This is a genomic window from Luteimonas endophytica, assembly GCF_029887875.1.
GTDB lineage: Bacteria > Pseudomonadota > Gammaproteobacteria > Xanthomonadales > Xanthomonadaceae > Luteimonas > Luteimonas endophytica.
On record NZ_JARXRM010000019.1, the window covers coordinates 19,387 to 39,261 of the forward strand.

Below are 19,875 nucleotides of genomic sequence, written 5' to 3' on the forward strand. Positions count from 1 at the left end.
GCCCTCCCCGCACGCATGCAATGGAAGAACTGCTGATCGTCACCACCGGCGGCACCATCGACAAGGTGTACTTCGACGACAAGTCGGACTACCAGGTCGGCGAGCCGCAGATCGGCCGCATCCTCGAGGAGCTCGGGGTGGCTTTCCGGTTCCGGGTGATCCCGATCCTGCGCAAGGATTCGCTGCACATCACCGATGCCGATCGCGAACTGGTTCGCGCCACCGTGGCGGCGCAGCCCACCCGCCACGTGCTGGTCACCCACGGTACCGATTCGATGGTGCAGACGGCCCAGGCGCTGGCGCCTGTGGCTGGAAAGACCATCGTGCTGACCGGGGCGCTGAACCCGGCGCGCTTCCGCGGCTCGGACGCCGAGTTCAACATCGGCACCGCCGTGGGCGCGGTGCAGTCGCTGGGCGCCGGCGTCTACATCGCGATGAACGGGCGGATCTGGGATCCTGCGCGGGTGCGCAAGAACGTCGCCGCCAACCGCTTCGAGGCCGACGCCGGCTGAAGGCGCCCTCGCCGCACTCAGTCCGGGCGCGGCGGCGCGGAAGGGCCGGCGCGCATCAGCGCATCCACCTCCAGGTATTCGACGTCGGGATCGGCGGCCAGCGCCTCCAGCAACCGGCGCGCCTCGGCGCGCTGCAGTGGCCGTTCGGCCTGCAGCACATCGGCCTGCACCGCCAGCCGCCGCTGCCAGCGCAGGGCCAGCGGCGTATCCTCGTCGGACAGCATCAGGCCGCTCGCGGCGACGGCGCGGTCCAGCCGCGACTGCACCTCCCGGGGATCGCGCCCGGGAACGGTGTGCGCGCGGTATTTCACGATGAACCGCTGGTACGGACCGGGACCGGCCAGTTCTCCCACGGTCGCGCTCATGAGTTCCTCCGTCACCGCCGGACCGCCCGCCAACGCGAAGCCCGCCGCGCGGCCCGGCACGCACGGAAAGCCATGGACTTGTCCGTCGAGAGCTGGTGGGCCGGAACTCCCGCCCCGGCCGAGCCGGGGCGGGAGCGGACGGCTCAGTAGCTGCCGGTCAGAGTCACGCCCGAGAACGCGGTATAGCCGCGGATCATGACGTGCCAGGTTCCCGCCTGCGGGGAAGCGATGGTGCAGGTCTCGTTGCTGCCGACCAGGTAGGGCCGGCAGTCGTAGGTGGTGGTGTTCGGCTGCTCGCCGTGGCGCACGTACAGATCGGGATCGCCGCTGCCGCCGGACATCGCGACTGTCAGCGAGGAGGTTCCGGCGGGAACCTCGATCGTCCAGAACTGCTCGCTGCCGGCGTCGCCGGCGATGTCGGTCACCGGTACGCCGTTCTCGAGTTCGCCGTCGCCGGGCCCGGTTTCGGGTTCGGCGTGGCGCGCCTGCAGGGTGACGCCGCTGAAGGCCCGGACCCCGACCAGCTTGATGTAGTACGTGCCGGCCTGCGGCTCCGCGACCCGGACGGTTTCGTTGTTGCCCGGACGCTGCGAAACGTAGTCGTACGCGTCGGCGTCGGGCTCGGCTTCGAAAGCGACGTACATGGTGATGTCGCCGCTGCCGCCGGAGCTGATGAAGCTCAGCGGTCCCTCGACGCCCTCGGGCACCACCAGGCTGTACAGCAGCGCGTCGCCGGCGGCGCCGGACAGGCCGGTGACCGGCTGGCGGTTGAAGATCTCGGTGGCGTCCGGCCCCAGGTCCCCGACCTCGATGGTCTGGCTGGCGCTGTCGGTATTGCCTTCGTCGTCGGTGACCGTCAGGGTGACGGTGTACACGCCGGCCGCGTCGTAGGTCTTGACCGGGCTGGCCTCGGTCGAACCGGTGCCGTCACCGAAGTCCCAGTCGTGCGCGGCGATGGTGCCGTCGTCGTCGCTGGAGGCGTCGGTGAAGGTGACCGTCAGGGTGTCGTTGTCCACGGCGAAGCCGAAATCCGCGACCGGATCGCCGGGCTCGCCGCCGCCGTCGGCACCGATGCCGTCGATGAACTCCGCGCCGCTGCCGGTCGGGTCGAGCCAGTCGCTCAGGCGGGTGGCAGCGCTACCGCCGCCGGCCCAGGAGGTGTACACGCGGCCGTAGTAGTCGCTGTGGTCGTCGCCGGAGGTCGAGCAGGAGGCGAGGCCGCCGTGCAGCTGACCGATCACGCGCCCCTCGGGGCTGTAGAGCGGCGAGCCCGACGAGCCGCCCTCGGTGGTGCCGGGCTGGTCCCAGAACACGTGCAGGTGGTCGGTGCCGGCGCCGAAGTAGCCGCTGATCTCCAGCGGGTTGGAGGAATGGGTGATGCGCTTCTCGGCGACGCGCGGATGGTGGATGCCGGTGGCGCCGTCGAAGCTGGTGTCGCGCCGGTCCCATCCCGCCCAGTACAGCGCGAACGCCGGATCGGCCGGATCGTCGAGTTCCAGCAGGGTGAAGTCGGAAGTCGACCAAGTCGCACGCGGCACCGCACCGGTCTGGTTCTGGTCGAGGCTGCCGTCGCCCTCCTGCCCGCTCTCGGCGCTGCCCGGGGTGCGGCAGTAGGAATTCTCGTAGTTCCAGTACACCACGATCGACGCGGCGGCGTCGGCGGTCCCCATGCCGCAGTGGTGCGCGGTCAGGAAGTACATCTTCTGGTCGTTGGCGGTGTTGTTGACCAGCGAGCCGCTGCAGTAGAACGTGCCGAAGCGGGAATAGGCGCCGACCGCGGGAATCTGGTCGCGCCACTCGTCGCCGGCCGGGCAGACCACGTCGATGTTGCAGGAACCGGAAATGCCCTGCGCCTGCTCCATGGCGCCGCGCCGCGCGAGATCGCCGAAACCGACGTAGTCGTGGTTGACGCTGGTCAGACGGAGCTTCAGCTCGCCGAGCTTCGCCCGCGGCACCACCACCTCGATCACCGCGTGATCGCCCGGCACCACCGGGGTCCAGAGCTTGCCGTGGGGCTTGTTGTCGGCGTCGGTGAAGGTACGGATGGCGGACGGATCCGCATTGCGCCCCAGCCCGGCCGGATACAGCAGCATGCGGCCGCCGGCCGGCATGTGGTATTCGGAGAAGCCGAAGTTCAGCGAAAGCGCATCCTTCGATTCCACGCGCAGGCGCCAGACCAGCATGTCGCCGTCGATCTCGTCCCAGTCGCCGGCATCCAGCGGCGTGATGTCGACCGGATGCGGCGCGGCGAAGCGCACCGGCTCGTCGCGCCTGGCCGCGGCCCGCCGCATGTCCTCGGCGCGCAGCCTGGCCACGTCGACCGCGGGCATGTTGCGCACTTCCACGGTGTGTTCGGCGGGCAGCCGGTGCTCGAAGGCCGCCGGGCGCGCGTCGCGCGGTGCGGCCGTCGCCGCCCCGGCCAGCAGCACGCCGGCCCCCAATAACCCAATCAATCGCTTCATCTGATCCGTCCCCATGTTCGTCGGCTTGCGCCGTATGAGCCGGCATCCCCCCCAGTCGAGGGTGCCAGAGCATTCATTCAGGATGCGTAAAGGAGCGGCGCCGGCCGGCGCCGCTCCTTGGAAGGGCCTCCATCCGCCCCTCCTCCCCGCTGGCTCAGAAGGTGCCCGCCAGGCTGACGCCCGAATAGGCGCTGTAGCCACGCAGCATCACGTGCCAGGTACCCGATTGGGGGCTGGAGAACGCGCAGCTCTCGTTGTTCCCGGTGCGATACGGGCGGCAGTCGTAGGCCAAGGTGGTCGGCTGCGAGCCGTGGCGCACGTACAGGTCGGCATCGCCGCTGCCGCCCGAGGTGGAGATGTTGAGGCTGCTCCTGCCCGCCGGCACGTCGATGGTCCAGAACTGCGTGCTGCCGCCTGCGCCGGCGATACCGGTCACCGGCACGCCGTTCTGCAGCTGGTTGCCGCCTCCGCCACCGCCGCTGTAGCTGCCGGTGAGGGTCACCCCGGAATAGGCCGAGTAGCCGCGCAGCATGATGTGGTAGGTCCCCGCCTGGGGCGCCGCGAACGTGCAGGTCTCGCTGTTGCCGTTGCGGTACGGTCGGCAGTCGTAGGCGGAGGTGGTCGGCTGCGAACCGCGGCGTACGTACAGGTCGGCGTCGCCGCTGCCGCCGGCGATCGCGATGCTCAGGTTGGTGGCGCCCGCCGGGACTTCGATGGTCCAGTACTGGGTGCTGCCGCTGCCGCCGGAAATGCCGCTCACCGGCACTCCGTTCTCGAGTTCGCCGTCGGGGTCTGGACCAGGGCCGCCGCCGCCGCCGGCGGCGTCCACCGCCGCCTTGGCGTTGAGGATGCCGGTGCCGATCGGCTGCGAAGGAGTCGAGGGGAAGGCGCGCGCGGTGCTCTTCAGCGTCGACTCGACCTGCGCCGGGCTCAGCACCGGATTGGCCACCGACTGCATCAGCGCCACCACGCCGGCCACGTGCGGAGCCGCCATCGAGGTGCCGTTGTAGGAGGCGTAGCTCTCGCTGCCGGGGGTGGTGCTGCCGCTGTTGAGCGTGGACATGATGTTCGAGCCGGGCGCGGACACGTCGATCAGTGCGCCATAGTTGGAGAAGCTCGAGCGTGCGCCGGTGCTGGTGTTGGATGCCACCGCGACCACGTTGTTGCAGTTGGCCGGCGAGAAGCCCGATACGTTGGCGTTGCTGTTGCCGGCGGCGATCACCAGGGTGGTGCCGCGGCCGACCGCGCCGTTGATCGCGCTCTGCATGGCCGAACCGCAGGAGCCGCCGCCGCCGAGGCTGAGGTTGATCACTTCGGCGGGGTTGGCGTTCGCCGGCACCCCGCCAACGCTGCCGCCCGAGGCCCAGATGATCGCGTCGGCGATATCGGAGTCGTAGCCGCCGCCGCGGCCGAGCACCCGCACCGGGACCACTTTCGCCTGCGGCGCGGTACCGGCGACGCCCTTGCCGTTGTTGGTCACCGCGGCCACCGTGCCGGCCACGTGGGTGCCGTGCCAGCTCGAGGCGTAGCCGCCGTAGTAGTCGCCCGGGTCGCTCGGGTCGCTATCGCGGCCGTTGCCGTCGCCGCCCACCGTCGCGTCGCTGATGAAGTCGTAGCCGCCGACGACATTGGCGTTGAGATCGCTGTGGTTGGTGATGCCGGTGTCGAGCACCGCGACGACGGTACCGGCGCCCTGGGTGACGTCCCATGCCTCGGTGGCGCGGATGCCGCCGGCGCCGGTGCCGAAGCCGTACTGCTGGCCGAAGTTTGGATCGTTGGGAGTGAGGAAGATCCGGTTGAGCTTGTCGACCTCGACGTACTCGACGTTGGGATTGGCCGCCAGCTGGCGCATCAGCGACTCGGCCTCGACACGGTCGAGCTTGCGGTCGGTCTTGACGACCTGGGCGCCGATCGCCATGCGGCGCAGCGGCACGATGCCGAGCGCAGCCCCGCCTGGGGCGGGCACGGCGCGGGCCGCGCCCTTCAGGCTCGACCGGAGCGCGCCGGCGCCGGCCGCCTCGGGGCTGCCCTCGTGGTACTTGACGATGAAGCGGTCGTGCAGCTCGGAGGCCTGCAGTCCGCTCAGGTTGACGCGCTCGCCGGCCAGCGCGGGAAGCGCGGCCATGGAGGACAGGGCGATGGCGGTAGCCATCGCGAGTTTGCGGACGTGCAGACCGCGCTTGGAGACATCGGACATCGTGTGTTACCCCCGGAAACGAAAATGGAAGGCCGCTGGGCGGCAGAAGGCGGGGCAACGGTGCGAATGGAGGAGCGAGAACGTCGCACTGCGTCCCGTCATGAACGTGAACCTGACAATCCTGTCCACAAACTGACGCTAAGCGACGGTTCATTGTGAAAGCAATCGGCCAAGGCGCGCCCGATTACAGTTAATACTTGCTCTTAGTCACAATTTGAAACATCAGGCGATTTCAGGCGCAACTAATTCCAGTGTGCCTGCTGCCGGAATGCGCACAGCGTGGGCGCAACCTGCGCACATCAAGAACGTGCACGGGGCAAGCCGGAAAGAAGGCCTGCTCGGTCAAGCCCGAAGGGCACGGGGCCGGGGAAGCGGGGCCGGACCGCGGGGCAGCCATGCGCGTCCTGCTTCTTCTTTTCAGAGGGGGCCGGTAGGGCGAGGGGATCCGGGCACACGCCGAGATCAGAACATCCCGGTTTCCAGGCGTGCGGCCTCGGACATCATCGAGCGGTTCCACGGCGGATCGAACACCAGCTCGACGTCGGCCTCGCCCACGGTCGGGATCATTTCCAGCTTGTTGCGGACGTCGTCGACCAGGATCTCGCCCATGCCGCAGCCGGGCGCGGTGAGGGTCATCTTGACCTCGACCATGCGCCCCCCGTCGGGCGCCGGCTTCACTTCCGCCTCGTAGACCAGGCCCAGGTCGACCACGTTGATCGGGATCTCGGGGTCGAAACAGGTGCGCAGCTGTTTCCACACCAGCTGCTCGACCGCGGTGTCGTCGGCGTCGGCGGGCAATTCCAGCGGTTGCGGCGGTTCCTTGCCGAGCGCGTCGGCATCGCCGCCCGCGATCCGGAACAGGTTGCCCTCGATGAACACCGTGTAGCTGCCGCCCAGGGCCTGGGTGATGTAGCCGATGCTGCCGGCCGGAAGGGTGACCGCATCGCCCTGCGGCACCAGCACCGCGGCGCAGTCGCGCTCGAGCCGGACGGGTTCGCTGCTGCTGGAATACATGGGCAGAAGATGGGGACGGCGCGGCGGCGCGCAAGGCGTCCATTGTATCGCCGCGCGGCGCAGACGTTATGCTGGCGCGCCTCCCGCAACCGCGACTACATGCGCAAGAGAACCGCACCGGCCTCCCCCTGGTTCGCCACCGTCCTGCTGGTGCTCGGAAGCGCGGGGTGCGCCGCGCTGTGGATCATGCTGGCGGCCGCCACGGCGCGCCAGAGCAGCTGGATGGCAGTGGTGGCGGCGCTCGACGCCGCGCTGCTGCTGCGCATGGCCCGGGTGTCCCCGGGTGCGGCGCGCGCGCTCTGGGGGGTGCTCGCCACCGCCGCGGCGATCGTGCTGGCCAACTGGTTCATCGCCGCCGCCCAGCTGGGCAGGATGTTCGGCCTGCTGCCCTGGGATTCGGCGCTCAAGCTCGGCGCGGGGCACGCCTGGAACCTGGCGCAGCTGGCCAACGATCCGGTCGAGCTGGCTTGGCTCGGCGCCGGGCTGGCCGTTGCGGCGGTGGCGTCACGCTGAGCCGCGCGGGAACAGCTCGTCCAGGCAGGCCGCGAACAGCCTCATCCCCTGCTCGATCTCGGTCACCGACAGCCCCGCGTACCCCATCAGCAGCCCGGCCCGGTCGGGCGGATCGAGGTAGTACGGGGCGATCGGATACAACCCGAGCCCGCGCCTGCCGGCCAGCGCGATCAAGGCGTCGCCGTCGGCTCGCCCACGCCCGGCGATCCAGACCGGCAGGTGCATCCCGGCGCCCGAATCCGCGATCCGCAGGCGCCCGCCGCCGCACTCGCGCAGCAGCCGCAGCAGCACCGCGCGGCGCGCCCTCAGCGCCAGCGCGCTGCGGCGCAGGTGGCGCTCGAACCCACCGTCGGCTATGAACGCCGCCAGCGCCGCCTGGTCGATCGCCGGGGTGGCGAAATCGGCCAGCCACTTGGCCGAGACGAAATCCCGGCGCAGCGCCGGCGGCAGCACCATGTAGCCCAGCCGGAGCGCCGGGTACAGGGCCTTCGAGAACGTCCCCACGTAGATCACCCGGCCGGCGCCGTCGAGCGAGCGCAGCGCCGCGAGCGGGCGGCCGTCGTAGCGGAACTCGCCGTCGTAGTCGTCCTCCAGGATCCAGCTGCCATGCCTGCGCGCGTACTCCAGCAGCGCCATGCGCCGCTCCAGCGACATCACCGCGCCGGTCGGAAACTGGTGCGAGGGGGTCACGCAGATCAGCCGCGGCGGCGCCTGTTCCGGCAGCAGCTCGCAGCGCAGCCCCTGCGCATCCACCGGCACCGGCACCAGCCGCGCGCCGTGCACCCTCAGCACGGTGCGGATGGCATTGTAGTGCGGCTCCTCGAATGCCGCCGGGTCGCCCTCGTCGAGCAGCACCCGGGCAGCGAGCGCCAGCGCCTGCTGGGTGCCGGCCACGATCAACACGTCCTCGGGCGCGGCGTACACTCCGCGCCGCCTGGCCAGGTAGTCGCACACCGCACCGCGCAGATCGGGCAGTCCCTGCGCCGGCGGGTAGTGGGGACGGGTGTAGCGCGCCGCGTGCGCCAGCGCCCGTGCCCAGGCGCCGGTCAGGGCCGGGTTCACCAGCGGCACCCCGTACTGGAAGGAATAGCGCATCCCCGGGATGTCGCGGCCGACCAGGCGCTCTGGGTCGTGCAGCTGCCTCGCCCGCCGGGCGTATGCCGACTGCGGGGCGGCGTTCCCCGGGGCCGAGTCCGGCTCCGCCGGCGGCGCCATCCGCAGCGCGACGAAGCTGCCGGCCCCGACCTTCGCCTCCACGAACCCCTCGGCCCGCAACTGCTCGTAGGCGACCAGCACGGTGTTGCGGGACACGCCGAGTTCGGTGGCCAGCCAGCGGGTCGCAGGCAGGCGGCTGCCATGGGCCAGCCGCCCTTCCAGGATCGTCGCCTTCAGCGCCCGGGTGACCTGGGCATGCAGCGGACCGTGACCGTCGAGAATCAAGCGTACCCCCGGGTAGTACCGCCCCGATTCCACCTCGGACCGGCTGGCGCCGACAGTGCCGATGGTTGGCGGACCGGGCGCTCTTGCATGCAGGAGCACGTCCCCCCGCGCCTCGCCGCCGGGATCTGCGCAAATCCGGCACACCGAGCGATGCCTTCACCGCGCATGCTGACGCGTTAAAGATTCGTAATTTCGCTGTGCGGCCAGGCCGTATCCATCCAATCAGCGGAGTCAGTAATGCGAATCCACCATTTGAGTCACGCCGTGCACCATGCCCTGCTCGCGGGCGCAGCGCTCGGCTTGACCGCGCTCCCGTCCGGCGTCGCCGGCGCGCAGGAGGCCGAAGCCACCACGCTCGACCGCATCGAGGTGACCGGCTCGCGCATCCGCCAGGTCGACATCGAGACCGCCCAGCCGGTGCTGAGCATCAGCCGCCAGGACATCGAGAACCAGGGCTTCCAGTCGGTCGCCGACATCCTGCAGAACATCACTGCCGCGGGCACCCCGCCGCTGAGCCGCGCGGCGCCGCTGGGCGCCGGCGAGGCCGCCGGTGGCCAGGCCATCGATCTGCGCAACCTGGGCGCCCAGCGGACCCTGGTGCTGCTCAACGGCAAGCGCCTCGGCGTCACCACCACCGGCGTCCAGGACATCTCCACCATTCCCGCCGCCATGGTCGAGCGCATCGAGGTGCTGAAGGATGGCGCGTCCGCCGTGTACGGCTCGGACGCGATGGCGGGCGTGGTCAACATCATCACCCGCACCAACTATGAAGGCATCCAGGGCAGCGTCTACTTCGGCCAGTACAGCGAAGGCGACGGCGCCGTCGAGAAGTACGACTTCGTGATGGGCGCCAGCAACGATCGCGGCTCGATCACCATCGGCGCCGAATACGCCAAGGAAGACGATGTCTGGATGCGCGACCGCCCGTTCAGCGCCACCCCGCTGGGCGACCGCCACCCGACCCTCAGCTGGACCCCGGTCGGCCAGTACGGCGGCTTCGTCAGCAACCCGTCGCAGGCGCTTCCCAACGTCACCTATCCTGCGCCGACCGACACCAACCCCGACAGCACCGTCCGCGTGGTGCTGCGCCCGGGCGGCGACGCCAACAACCCGGCGGACTACATCAACCAGCAGTTAGGCACAGTGCACACGTCGAACTACGTCGAGCAGATGCACCTGCGCACCCCGCTGGAGCGCAAGTCGCTGTTCGTCGACGGTAGCTACGAGATCACCGATTCCATCCGGTTGCGCAGCAACATGCTGTACAGCAACCGCATCAGCGATCGCCAGATCGCGGGCTATCCGTACCAGGCCGCTTCTTTCGGCACCCCGATGTCCGCGGACAGCTACTTCAATCCGCTCGACGAGGACATCGGCAACTGGTGGCGCCGGCCATGGGAAGTGCCCCGCACTTCGACCAGCGATGTGACCACCTGGCGTTTCGGCGCCGCGCTGGAAGGCAGCTTCCAAGTCGGCGAGCGCTACTTCGACTGGGATGTAGGCGCGCTCTACAACCAGAACAAGGTGATCCAGTCCTCGTTCGGCAACCTCAACCTCGCTAACGTCCAAGCCGCGGTGGGCCCGTCGTTCATGAACGATGCCGGCCAGGTGCAATGCGGCACGCCAGACGATCCGATCGCGTTCACGGCGTGCATTCCCTGGAATCCTTTCCTGGCCTACGGCGAAGCCGGCCCGGGTAGCCTCGACGACCAGGCCCTGCAGAACTTCCTGTTCCAGCGCGAACATTCCACTGGCGAGACCGAGACCACGATCTACACCGCCAACCTGACCGGTGGCCTGTTCGAACTCCCGGCCGGAGAGATGTCGTTCGCGGTCGGCGTCGAGACCCGAAAGGAAGAGGGCGAGTTCATTCCCGACGCGCTCTCGGTGAGCGGCGGTTCGACCAACCTCGGCGCACGCCCGACCCGCGGCAGCTACACCGAGGACTCGGTGTACGGCGAGCTGTACGTGCCGATCCTGATGGGGGTCACCGGGGCGCAGGAGTTGAGCCTGAACCTCTCCAGCCGCTATTCTGAGTTCGACACCTTCGGCGACACGCTCAACAGCAAGTTCGGCATCAAGTGGAAGCCGATCGACGACCTGCTGGTCCGCGCCACCTGGGCCCAGGGTTTCCGCGCGCCGAACATCGCCAACCTGTACGGCGGCGGCTCGCAGACCTTCGCGTCCTTCACCGACCCGTGCGACACGGTCTACGGCGCCTCCGCCACCGACACGGCGGTACGCGCACGCTGCGCCCAGGACATCGCCAACGCGGACACCTACAGACAGCTGCAGCAGGGCTTCGTGCCGACCGAAACTGCCAGCGCGCAGACGCCACTGGCGTTCTTCTCCGGTGCCGGCAACCCGAACCTGGAGCCGGAAGAATCGACCAGCACCACTGTCGGCTTCGTCTGGAGCCCGGGCTTCGCCGAAGGCCTGAGCATGAACGTGGACTGGTGGGAGATCGAGATCGACAACACCATCGTCCTCGACACCCCCACGCAGATGCTGGACGACTGCTACATCGAGAACATCGCTTCGCGCTGCACCACGTTCACCCGCGATCCGGTGACCGGCATCGTCAACAACATGAACTTCGGCAGCCGCAATGCCGGCTACGTCGAGGTGGAAGGATTCGACTTCGGCGCCGCCTACCGGATCGATACCGGTTACGGCCGGTTCGGCGTCGACTTGCAAAACACCTACACGGTGCGCAACGAGTTCAAGTCCGATGACGTCTCCGAATTCACCACCCAGGCCAACAGCTTCGGCGGCAACTTCCGGCTGCGCTCGAACCTCAACCTGACCTGGGAACAGGGCGATTTCGGGGCCAGTTGGGCGATGCGCTACCACTCGGCGATGAAGGAGGAGTGCCTGGATGCGGAGGCGTTCCCGGGTGAGTGTTCGGATCCGGACTACATCGCGGCCAACCCATCCCAGTCCGGCCCGACCAACCGGACCGGCTCGGTGACCTTCAACGACGTCCAGCTGCGCTGGAGCGCACCATGGAACGCGACGATATCGGTCGGGGCCAACAATGTGTTCGATCGCTACGGCCCACCGATGTATTCCGCACCAAACTCGAATACCAACTACTACGGCGGCTTCGACATCGGCCGTTTCGTCTACATGAAGTACCAGCAGCGCTTCTGATCCACCGCGCGTCGGGCGGCGGCCTCCGGGCCGCCGCTCTTTTTGGCCTCGCGCCGGTTCCGGCATACGCCGCCGTCGAGCTTCGCGCAACCGGTGGTGCGCGGCGCGCACAACCTCGCGGCCCGGACCGGGCCAATCTGTACCGGTCCGCATTGCTCATCTCTCTCTCCAGCAAAGGCCGGCTGCGGCCCCAGGCGCCCATCGCCGGCGCCACTCCCATACCAGAGGGGTCGTCACCACCATTCGCGGACATCGCCCGGCATGCCGGGCGTCTTTTTTTTCGTTCTTCTCGCAACTTCGGGAACCGTCGTTCCGGAGCAGCTACGTGCACGACTCCGGACGGGCGCCGTGCCCTGCCGGCCGGGAGCCGCTTTCCTGGGAATGGCTCCTGTGGATCGGCGCGGATTGGCGCCTGCGGCAGGCCATCGGCGCGATTAAGTTTGCACCGGTGGACGACTGGGAATGGCATGCGCGGCGCGCATTCGCGCACATCCCCCGGACGCTCGTCCCCGGAAACCTGCGGTCCATCCTGCCCACCCGGTCTTTCCCCCCCGCTCGCTTTTTCCGCTCCCCCCGGCCGACCCACTCTGGCCCCGCTCCCAACCGCAGCCGCCACCGCCATGACCGTTCAATACCACTGCATTCGCTCCCATCAGTCGTTCGACCTTTCGCAGCAGCGGACCGACCAGCTGCTGGTACTGCATGGCACCGGCCGCAACCAGCAGGCGACGCTGCCGGCCCGCTGGATCAGCGTCTGGCTGCCCTTTTCCGACGGGCTCGAACTGGAATCGCCCGACTGCCGCTGGTCGCTGAAGCCGCGCGAGCTGCTGGTCTGGCGCGACGCGCCCTTGCAGGCTGGAAGCCGCCGCGGCGGCCCCTGGCTGGCCGTGTGCGGCGGGCCCGACGCGTGGGACCGGCTGCGGCGCCCGCGGCGCGGCGAGCCCTCGCTGGCACTGCTGCCGGCCGAGCATCGCTGTCACCGGGAAGTCCGCCGCCTGCTCGTTCGCCTGGCGCGCACCGCGCGGCGCCCGGCGGATGGCGCGCCCGACGCGACGGCGACCGCCGAGATGCTGAGCGACGCGCTGGCCGAACAGCAGCGGGAGCTGCACGTGCTGCTGCCGCGGTGCAACGGGCGCACCCTGGTGCGCCGGGAGCAGACCCTGATGCGGCTGCTGCGCGTGCACCACCTGATCCGTCGCCACGAGGAGGGGCGCGTCGATCTGGCCCGGTTGGCGGCCAGTGCCAACTATTCCCCCTGCCACCTGATCCGCAGCTACCGCGAGGTGTTCGGCGCCACGCCCTCCGAGCATGCCGCGCGGCTGCGCTCGGAAAAGGCCTGGCGCCTGGTGCGCGAGACCGACATGCCGGTCTGCGAGATCACCGCGGCGCTGGGCTTCGAAAGCCAGAGCGCGTTCTGCCGCGCCTTCAAGAGCAGTTTCGGCATGACCACCACCCAGGCCAGGCAACTCGGCGCGCCGGTGCCGATGCGCGCCGAGGCGTCCGGGCCCGAGTTCGCCCGCGCCCGAGCCGCCTGACGGCCGCGGCGGGCGGCGCCGGGGGCGGCCGTTGGTCAGTGGCCGCCGTCGAGCGCCTTGAGCTCGCTCACCAGCGCGTTGGCCATTTCGGCGCCGTCGCCGTAGAGCATGCGGGTGTTGTCGGCGTAGAACAGCGCATTCTCGATGCCGGCGAAGCCGGTGCCCTTGCCGCGTTTGATGACGACGGTGTTCTTCGAATCGACCACGTCGAGGATCGGCATGCCGTAGATCGGGCTGGCCGGGTCGGTCTTGGCGACCGGGTTGACCACGTCGTTGGCGCCGATCACCAGCGACACGTCGGTGTTGGCGAATTCCGGATTGATGTCGTCCATGTCGGCGATCATGTCGTAGGGCACGCCGGCCTCGGCCAGCAGCACGTTCATGTGCCCGGGCATGCGCCCGGCCACCGGGTGGATCGCGAACTTGACCTTGACCCCACGCTCGGTGAGCCGCTGGGTCAGCTCCCAGATCTTGTGCTGGGCCTGCGCCACCGCCATGCCGTAGCCCGGTACGATCACCACGCGGTCGGCGAAGGCCATCATCGCCGCCACGTCCCCGGCCTCGATCGGCTTCTGGGCGCCGGCGATCTCCTGCGCCTGCCCGCCACCGCCGAAGTTCGAGAACAGCACGCTGCTGATCGAGCGGTTCATCGCCTTGGCCATCAGCCGGGTCAACAGCATGCCGGCTGCGCCCACCATGGTGCCGGCGATGATCAGCGCCTCGTTGCCCAGCACGTAGCCCTCGAAGGCCACCGCCAGCCCGGTCAGCGCGTTGTACAGCGAGATCACCACCGGCATGTCGGCGCCGCCGATCGGCAGCGTCATCAGCACGCCCAGCGCCAGCGCCGCCAGGAAGAACGCGACCACCAGCGGCACGCCGAGCGAATGGATCACCGCCCCGCCCAGCGCCAGCGCGGCCAGGAACACCGCGCCGTTGAACCATTGCTGCCCGGGGAAGGCGTAACGCTTGTCCATGCGCCCGTCGAGCTTGGCCCAGGCGATCACCGAGCCCGACAGTGCCACTGCGCCGATCAGCGCGCCCAGCACCGCCAGCACCAGCACCACGTTGCCTGGCGCCGCCCCGGTGTCCGACCAGCGCAGCAGCTCGACCGCGCCGATCGCCGCCGCCGAGCCGCCGCCCAGGCCGTTGTACAACGCCACCATCTGCGGCATGTCGGTGATCGCGACCTTCTTGCCGGAGTACCACGCCAGGCCGGTGCCGATGAGGATCGCCAGCAGGATCAGGCCGAGGTTCTCCAGCCCGGGCAGGAAGAACGTGGCGACGGTGGCGATCACCATGCCGCAGCCGGCCCAGAGGATGCCGCTGCGAGCGGTCAACGGCGAGGCCATCCGCTGCAGGCCCAGCAGGAACAGGGTGGCGGCGACCAGATAGCTGATCTTCACCGCCACCGCCAGCACTTCCGGCAGCGACCCGGTCATGGCCCGCCCCCCGCGCCGGGCTTGCGGCTGGACCTGAACATCTCCAGCATCCGCTCGGTCACCACGTAGCCGCCGGCCGCGTTGCCGGCGCCCATCAGCACCGCGACGAAGCCGATCGCCTTCTCCAGCGCGGTATCGGCGTGACCGAGCACCACCATCGCGCCGATCAGCACGATGCCGTGGATGAAGTTGGAGCCCGACATCAGCGGGGTATGCAGGATTACCGGCACCCGCGAGATGATGACGTGGCCGGCGATCGCCGCCAGCATGAAGATGTACAACGCCACGAAACCGTCGATCATGCAGCGCTCCCAGGACCCGGTGCCGTCCCGCATCATAACCGCACATGAACCCGATGCCAGCCGGTCAACCGGCGTCCCTCCCGCGCGTTGACGAGGCATTACGTGATCAGCGAATCGACCGACGCAGGTGGACGGCAATCTGGACCAGTATCGCGAGGCGCCGGCCCTGAGGCCCCTGCCCACGCAGGCGCGCGCTAGGGTGGCGCCGGTGAAAGCGCCCGCCGCCCCCGTCGCCCCGCCCCCGGCCGCGCTTCCCGTAAGCCCCCCCGCGGCGACCCTGGACGCGTTCTTCGGGGAGGTCCGCGCACGCGCGTTCCGCTTCGCCGAGATCGGCCTGCGCAACCGCGACGACGCGCTGGACGCGGTGCAGGACGCCATGGCCCGGATGCTCGGCTACCGGGAGCGCCCCGCGGAGGAATGGACCGCGCTGTTCTGGACCATCCTGCGCAGCCGCATCGTCGACATCCAGCGCCGCCGGATGTTCCGGCTGGGCTGGATGAGCAGCACCGGCGAGGACGAGCCGGAGGGGCTGGACTGGGCCGACACCGGCCCGGATCCGGCCCGCGCCCATGAAGGTCGGGAAGCCTATGCCCGGCTGGTGGCGGCGCTGCGGGGCCTACCGCGCCGCCAGCGCGAGGCGTTCGGCCTGCGCGTGCTCGAGGAGCTCGACGTCGCCACCACCGCCAGGGCGATGGGCTGCAGCGAGGGCTCCGTGAAGACGCACCTGTCGCGCGCCCGCGAGGCGCTGCGCAACCGACTGGAGGAATTCCGATGATCGACCAGACCGACTCCGATGCGCGCCTCGATCGCGCCGCCAGGGCCTGCCACCAGACGGCACTGGAGCGTTTGACGCCACGCACGCTGGCACGGCTGCGCCCGCATCCCGCGCCTGCGCCTGCGCCTTCGCCGCGCGCCCGTCGGCTGCTCCTGGGCTGGCCGCTGGCCGGAGCCGGGGCCGCCGCCGCGCTGGCACTGGCGATCGGGATCGGGATCGGCCTGCCGCCGTCCGGCGAAACCGCGGCCCCCGCGCCCGCCGTGGTCGAGGCGCCGCCCCCCGCAGCCCCGGCCGTCGGGGCAGATCCCTACCGCGACGCCCTGGCGGCGTTCGAGGAGGATCCCGAGATGTTCCTGTGGCTGGCCTCGGCCGAGGCCGCACCGCTGGCAATGGAGTAACGACCGATGCGCAACCCGATCACCCTCTTCGCCCTGCTGGCGCTGGCGCTGCTGGCGGCGCCGGCCCGGGCCGGGGACACCCCTCCTCCCTGGGAGCAGCTGGACGCGGCCCAGCGCGAAGCGCTGATCGCGCCGGTCCGCGATCGCTGGAACGACCAGCCCGAGGCCCGCGAGCACATGCTCCGACACGCGGGGCGCTGGCAGCGCATGACCCCCGAGGAGCGGCGCAGCGCCCATCGCGGCATGCAACGCTGGAAGCACATGAGCCCGGAGCGGCAGGAGCAGACCCGGATCCTGTTCCGGCACCTGCGGACCCTGCCCGAGGACGAGCGCGGGGCGCTGCGCGAACGCTGGAACGCGATGACCCCGGAACAGCGGCAGCAGTGGTTGCGCGAGCACCGCCCGGAGGAGTGATCGATGCCGCTTCAGGCCTCGGCTGGCGGGCGTTCCGGCCACACGGTCCTGGCCAGCAGCTCGTCGTCCCAGTCGAAGGCCAGCGCGCCGTCCTTCAACAGCAACTGCACGAAATTGAGCACATTGCGCGCATACATCTCGCTGGCGTGCTGCGCGCCCTGGCTGGCGAGGTCGAGCGGTCCGGCCACGACCACGCCGCCGTGCTCGATGGTCTCGCCGCGGCGGGTCAGCGCGCAGTTGCCGCCGGTCTCGGCGGCCAGGTCGACGATCACGCTTCCTGGCTTCATGCCGGCGGCCATCTCCGCGGTCACGATTCGCGGCGCCGGGCGCCCCGGCACGGCCGCGGTGCAGACCACCACGTCGACGTTGCGCAGATGCTCGCCCAGCCGTCGCTGCTGCTCGGCGCGTTCCTCGTCGGTGAGCTGGCGGGCGTAACCGCCTTCGCCGGCGGCGCTGACACCGAGATCGAGGAACCGCCCGCCCAGCGATTCGATCTGCTCGCGCGTCTCCGGGCGCACGTCGAAGCCCTCGACCTGGGCGCCGAGCCGCCTGGCGGTGGCGATCGCCTGCAGGCCGGCGACGCCGGCGCCGATCACCAGCACCTTGGAGGGGCGGATCGTGCCGGCGGCGGTGGTCAGCATCGGGAAAAAGCGCGGCGCGAGCACCGCGGCGATCAGGACCGCCTTGTAGCCGGCCATTCCCGCCTGCGAGCTGAGCACGTCCATCGCCTGGGCGCGGGTGGTCCGCGGCAGGCGCTCGAGCGGAAACGCCAACACCCCCCGCTCGGCGATCGCGGCGGCGCGCGCTTCGTCCAGTTGCGGCTGCAGGATCCCGACCAGCACCGCGCCCCGCTTCAGCGCGGCGATGCCGTCCGCCGGCGGCGGCTGCACGCACAGCACCGCGTCGGCTTCGCCGACCGCGGCGGCCGCGCTGCCGGTGAGCTTCGCACCGGCCTGCTCGTAAGCGCTGTCGGGGAAATGCGCGCCGGCGCCGCTGCCGCGCTCGACGTGGACCTCGGCCCCGGCGGCCACCAGCTTCCGGCAGGTTTCTGGCGTGACGGCGACGCGCCGTTCGCCCGGCGCGGTCTCCCGCGCGATCCCGATCTTCAGTGTCATGTTCGGCTCCGCGACCCCTCGCCGCCATCCTAACCGAAGCCCCGGGGCGGGTGCGCTCAGTCGGGCGCCGCCTCGAGCCTGCGCAGCGCATCCTCGACCGGCCCATCGGCCGCGCGCAGGCGCAGGCGCCCGGTTTCGAGCATCCGCGCGAACTCGCGCGCGCCGAGCAGCAGCTCGCGTCCGCCGTGGGCGTTGACCAGCAGCAGGTCGCCACCGAGCGGGCTGCGCCAGGCCAGGCGCAGGGCCTGGGCCGAGCCGTCGTCGAGGGTGCGCACCACCCTCTGCCCCACCGTCGCGGGCACGGGTTCGTCCGGGTTACCCGCTGCGGGATCGTGTCCGCCTTCCAGCAGCGGCTCGAAGCGCTGCGGCGAGCGCGGCGCATCGGGGTTGGCCAGCTCCGCGACCAACTGCGCCAGCAGCACCTGGGAACCACCCTCGTCGAGTCCGCAGGCCACGTAGCAGGCGCGCAGCGGCGCCTCCAGCGCGAGCAGGGCATCTGCGACCGCGTGGCCGCGCGCGTGCGCCGCATCGGCGTCGATCCGCACCACCGCCTCGCCCAGCGCGAGCAGATCGGCATAGCGCTGCGATTGCGCGCCGTCGCGCAGCCAGGCCTGCACCAGCGCCTGCCGCCACTGCTCGCGCAGGAACCCGCCGACCCGGTCGAGCATCGGCGCGCGCAGGCGTTCGGCCAGGTGCCGGTCGGCCTCGGCGCGCGCCGCCTGCAGCCGTTCGCGCCCCTCGATCGCCTGTCCGACCCGGCGTTCGGCGACGGCGGCGCGGCGCTGCAGCGGCTCCAGGACCTGCTCGAGCTGCTCCAGCGCACGGGCGAAGACCTGTTCGTCGCCGTGAAAGTGCTCGGCGATGTCGTCGGCGACCGCGTCGGCGAGTTCGTGCAGTTCGGTCTCCGCGCCGCTGCGGCAGGGATTGGCATCCCACAGCCGCAACAGCCGGTCCAGCACCCCGAGCGCCGGCGAGGGCGGCCGTTCGAAAAGATAGGGGTCGGTCAGCGCCAGCCGCAGATACGGCAGCGGCAGGCGCGAAAGCCGGGCCGCGGCCTGGTCGGACAGCGCGTGACTGGCGACCAGGTCGTCGAACAGTCTTCCGACCAGTTCCACCGCATCGTCCTGCTCCGGCGCCGGCGCCGCCGTCGCCGGATCGATGCCGAGCCTCGCGGCGACCTCCGCCAGGCGGACCCGCAGCCGCTGCGCGCAGCCTTCCGTCGCCAGCGCGGGGGCCGGCTCGCCCTGCAGCAGCGACAGCACCGCGAGGAATTCTTCCAGCCGCATCGCCCGCCGCTCCGCGGGCGATGGCGGCCGCAGCCCGCGCATGCGCTGGCGCAGCGCGTTGCCGCGCACCGCATCGCTGGGCGTGCGCCTGGGCGCCGGGCGCTTGTGCCCGGGTTGTTCGCGCCAGGTCGAGCCGGCCGCCGGTGCCAGCGCATTGTGCTCCGCCCACAGGTCCGCCTTGCCGCCGCCGTTGCCGCTGGGGGGCTGGCCGGCCATCAGCAGAGCGTAGTCGCCGGTGCCGACCAGCGAATGGCCGGCCTCCGAGAGCAGGGTGTTGCACCACGCATAGGCGTCGCCCAGGCATGCGGCGACGCTGCGCTCGAAATGGCGCAGCAGCCCGGCCCGCAGTGGCGCGTCGACCTCGGTGGCCGGAAACGCGTGCAGGAACGCCTCCACCACGTGCCGCGGCGCGACCGGATTGTGCGGCCGGACCTGGCCGCCGAGCTGCGCCGCCAGCGACCACAACCGCTTGTCGATCACGTCGAGCGGGTCGGAGAAGCGGCGCTCCAGGGCCTCGATCACCGGCTGGCCGACCAGCTGCGACTGCAGCTCGTCGTCGGACACCAGCGCGTAGGCGTCGTCGGCCATCGGCCGGGGCGGCTGGGGCCAGCCGTTGAAGCCGCGCGCGAACCATTTGCGCCAGCGCCGTTCGGACACGCCGACATAGCGCGAGAGGATCCGCAGGCCGGTGAGCTGGTCGGCGAGGCGATCGGCGGCGGGTTCGGCGGCGCGGCGCGCCTCGAGCTCGCGGGCGGCGGCCTGCAGGGTCGCTGCCAGCGTCGGCTGCAGGCGCCCGGCCATGCCCTGCTCCAGTTGCTCCAGCAGCTGCGCCGGCGCGACGGACGCCGCGCGCGGCCCGGCGGGCGGGCCCGGATGCTGCGAGCTGGGCATGTCGATGTCGGTCCGCGGCCTGAAACGATGCGATAGCGTAAGCGATCACAAAATCGCCTGCCTT

Annotated in this window: 16 protein-coding genes and 1 pseudogene; 7 read left to right on the forward strand and 10 right to left on the reverse strand. The window is 70.6% G+C overall.

The genetic code is table 11. The features are described 5' to 3' along the window. Window positions 1–20 precede the first annotated feature (20 nt). On the forward strand, window positions 21–512 hold the full coding sequence (locus QFW77_RS03915) for an asparaginase domain-containing protein (RefSeq protein WP_280572993.1): 492 nt from the start codon (window positions 21–23) through the stop codon (window positions 510–512). A 17-nt stretch (window positions 513–529) separates the two neighbouring features. Here the strand turns inward: QFW77_RS03915 and QFW77_RS03920 are convergent, their stop codons facing one another. The 5 genes and pseudogenes from QFW77_RS03920 to sufT all read right to left on the reverse strand — a co-directional run bounded on the left by QFW77_RS03920 (window position 530) and on the right by sufT (window position 6,550). Continuing rightward, window positions 530–877, reverse strand: a complete 348-nt coding sequence (locus tag QFW77_RS03920; protein WP_280572994.1) for a hypothetical protein — start codon at window positions 875–877, stop codon at window positions 530–532. 143 nt (window positions 878–1,020) lie between these two features. After that, window positions 1,021–3,339, reverse strand: a complete 2,319-nt coding sequence (locus tag QFW77_RS03925) for a pre-peptidase C-terminal domain-containing protein (protein WP_280572995.1) — start codon at window positions 3,337–3,339, stop codon at window positions 1,021–1,023. A 154-nt stretch (window positions 3,340–3,493) separates the two neighbouring features. Then, window positions 3,494–3,841 carry a PPC domain-containing protein gene (locus tag QFW77_RS03930; protein ID WP_280573196.1) on the reverse strand — a complete coding sequence of 116 codons (348 nt, stop codon included), beginning with the start codon at window positions 3,839–3,841 and terminating at the stop codon, window positions 3,494–3,496. After that, window positions 3,821–5,536 (reverse strand): annotated as a pseudogene (locus tag QFW77_RS03935) (S8 family peptidase); the annotation flags it as partial. The pseudogene QFW77_RS03935 and the gene QFW77_RS03930, both read right to left, overlap by 21 nt. Window positions 5,537–5,998: 462 nt before the next feature. Further along, on the reverse strand, window positions 5,999–6,550 hold the full coding sequence (gene sufT, locus QFW77_RS03940; RefSeq protein ID WP_280572997.1) for a putative Fe-S cluster assembly protein SufT: 552 nt from the start codon (window positions 6,548–6,550) through the stop codon (window positions 5,999–6,001). Window positions 6,551–6,649: 99 nt separating this feature from the next. On the opposite strand from sufT, the gene QFW77_RS03945 reads away from it, so the two are divergent. After that, window positions 6,650–7,063, forward strand: coding sequence for a hypothetical protein (locus tag QFW77_RS03945; protein ID WP_280572998.1), 414 nt, complete (start codon window positions 6,650–6,652; stop codon window positions 7,061–7,063). Here QFW77_RS03945 and pdxR read toward each other — a convergent pair. Further along, window positions 7,055–8,503: a MocR-like pyridoxine biosynthesis transcription factor PdxR gene (gene pdxR / locus QFW77_RS03950; RefSeq protein WP_280572999.1), complete on the reverse strand. Its 1,449-nt coding sequence runs from the start codon at window positions 8,501–8,503 to the stop codon at window positions 7,055–7,057. The genes QFW77_RS03945 and pdxR overlap by 9 nt on opposite strands. A 237-nt stretch (window positions 8,504–8,740) precedes the next feature. On the opposite strand from pdxR, the gene QFW77_RS03955 reads away from it, so the two are divergent. Then, a complete protein-coding gene (locus QFW77_RS03955; RefSeq protein ID WP_280573000.1) occupies window positions 8,741–11,656 on the forward strand; it encodes a TonB-dependent receptor domain-containing protein in 2,916 nt (971 codons plus the stop codon). Between the two features lie 620 nt (window positions 11,657–12,276). Continuing rightward, window positions 12,277–13,191: a helix-turn-helix transcriptional regulator gene (locus QFW77_RS03960; protein ID WP_280573001.1), complete on the forward strand. Its 915-nt coding sequence runs from the start codon at window positions 12,277–12,279 to the stop codon at window positions 13,189–13,191. 35 nt (window positions 13,192–13,226) lie between these two features. On the opposite strand, the gene QFW77_RS03965 is transcribed toward QFW77_RS03960, so the two are convergent. Continuing rightward, window positions 13,227–14,630: an NAD(P)(+) transhydrogenase (Re/Si-specific) subunit beta gene (locus QFW77_RS03965; RefSeq protein WP_280573002.1), complete on the reverse strand. Its 1,404-nt coding sequence runs from the start codon at window positions 14,628–14,630 to the stop codon at window positions 13,227–13,229. Then, window positions 14,627–14,932, reverse strand: coding sequence for an NAD(P) transhydrogenase subunit alpha part 2 (locus QFW77_RS03970; protein ID WP_280573004.1), 306 nt, complete (start codon window positions 14,930–14,932; stop codon window positions 14,627–14,629). The genes QFW77_RS03965 and QFW77_RS03970 overlap by 4 nt, the downstream gene beginning before the upstream one ends. Window positions 14,933–15,140: 208 nt before the next feature. Between QFW77_RS03970 and QFW77_RS03975 the strand changes: the two genes are divergently transcribed. From QFW77_RS03975 to QFW77_RS03985, 3 genes are read left to right on the forward strand one after another with little or no spacing between them, the layout of a single operon-like run. Then, window positions 15,141–15,707 (forward strand): RNA polymerase sigma factor, encoded by a 567-nt coding sequence (locus QFW77_RS03975; RefSeq protein WP_280573005.1) that lies wholly within the window; start codon window positions 15,141–15,143, stop codon window positions 15,705–15,707. Next, window positions 15,704–16,105, forward strand: a complete 402-nt coding sequence (locus QFW77_RS03980) for a hypothetical protein (protein WP_280573006.1) — start codon at window positions 15,704–15,706, stop codon at window positions 16,103–16,105. Before QFW77_RS03975 ends, QFW77_RS03980 begins: the two co-directional genes overlap by 4 nt. Before the next feature lie 6 nt (window positions 16,106–16,111). Beyond that, the gene (locus tag QFW77_RS03985; protein ID WP_280573007.1) at window positions 16,112–16,519 is read left to right on the forward strand and encodes a DUF3106 domain-containing protein; all 408 of its coding nucleotides are present in this window, start codon (window positions 16,112–16,114) and stop codon (window positions 16,517–16,519) included. Between the two features lie 11 nt (window positions 16,520–16,530). Here QFW77_RS03985 and QFW77_RS03990 read toward each other — a convergent pair whose 3' ends face one another. Both QFW77_RS03990 and QFW77_RS03995 read right to left on the reverse strand, forming a co-directional pair. Next, window positions 16,531–17,634, reverse strand: coding sequence for an NAD(P) transhydrogenase subunit alpha (locus tag QFW77_RS03990; RefSeq protein WP_280573008.1), 1,104 nt, complete (start codon window positions 17,632–17,634; stop codon window positions 16,531–16,533). 56 nt (window positions 17,635–17,690) lie between these two features. After that, window positions 17,691–19,811, reverse strand: a complete 2,121-nt coding sequence (locus QFW77_RS03995; protein ID WP_280573009.1) for a DUF1631 family protein — start codon at window positions 19,809–19,811, stop codon at window positions 17,691–17,693. Window positions 19,812–19,875 lie beyond the last annotated feature (64 nt).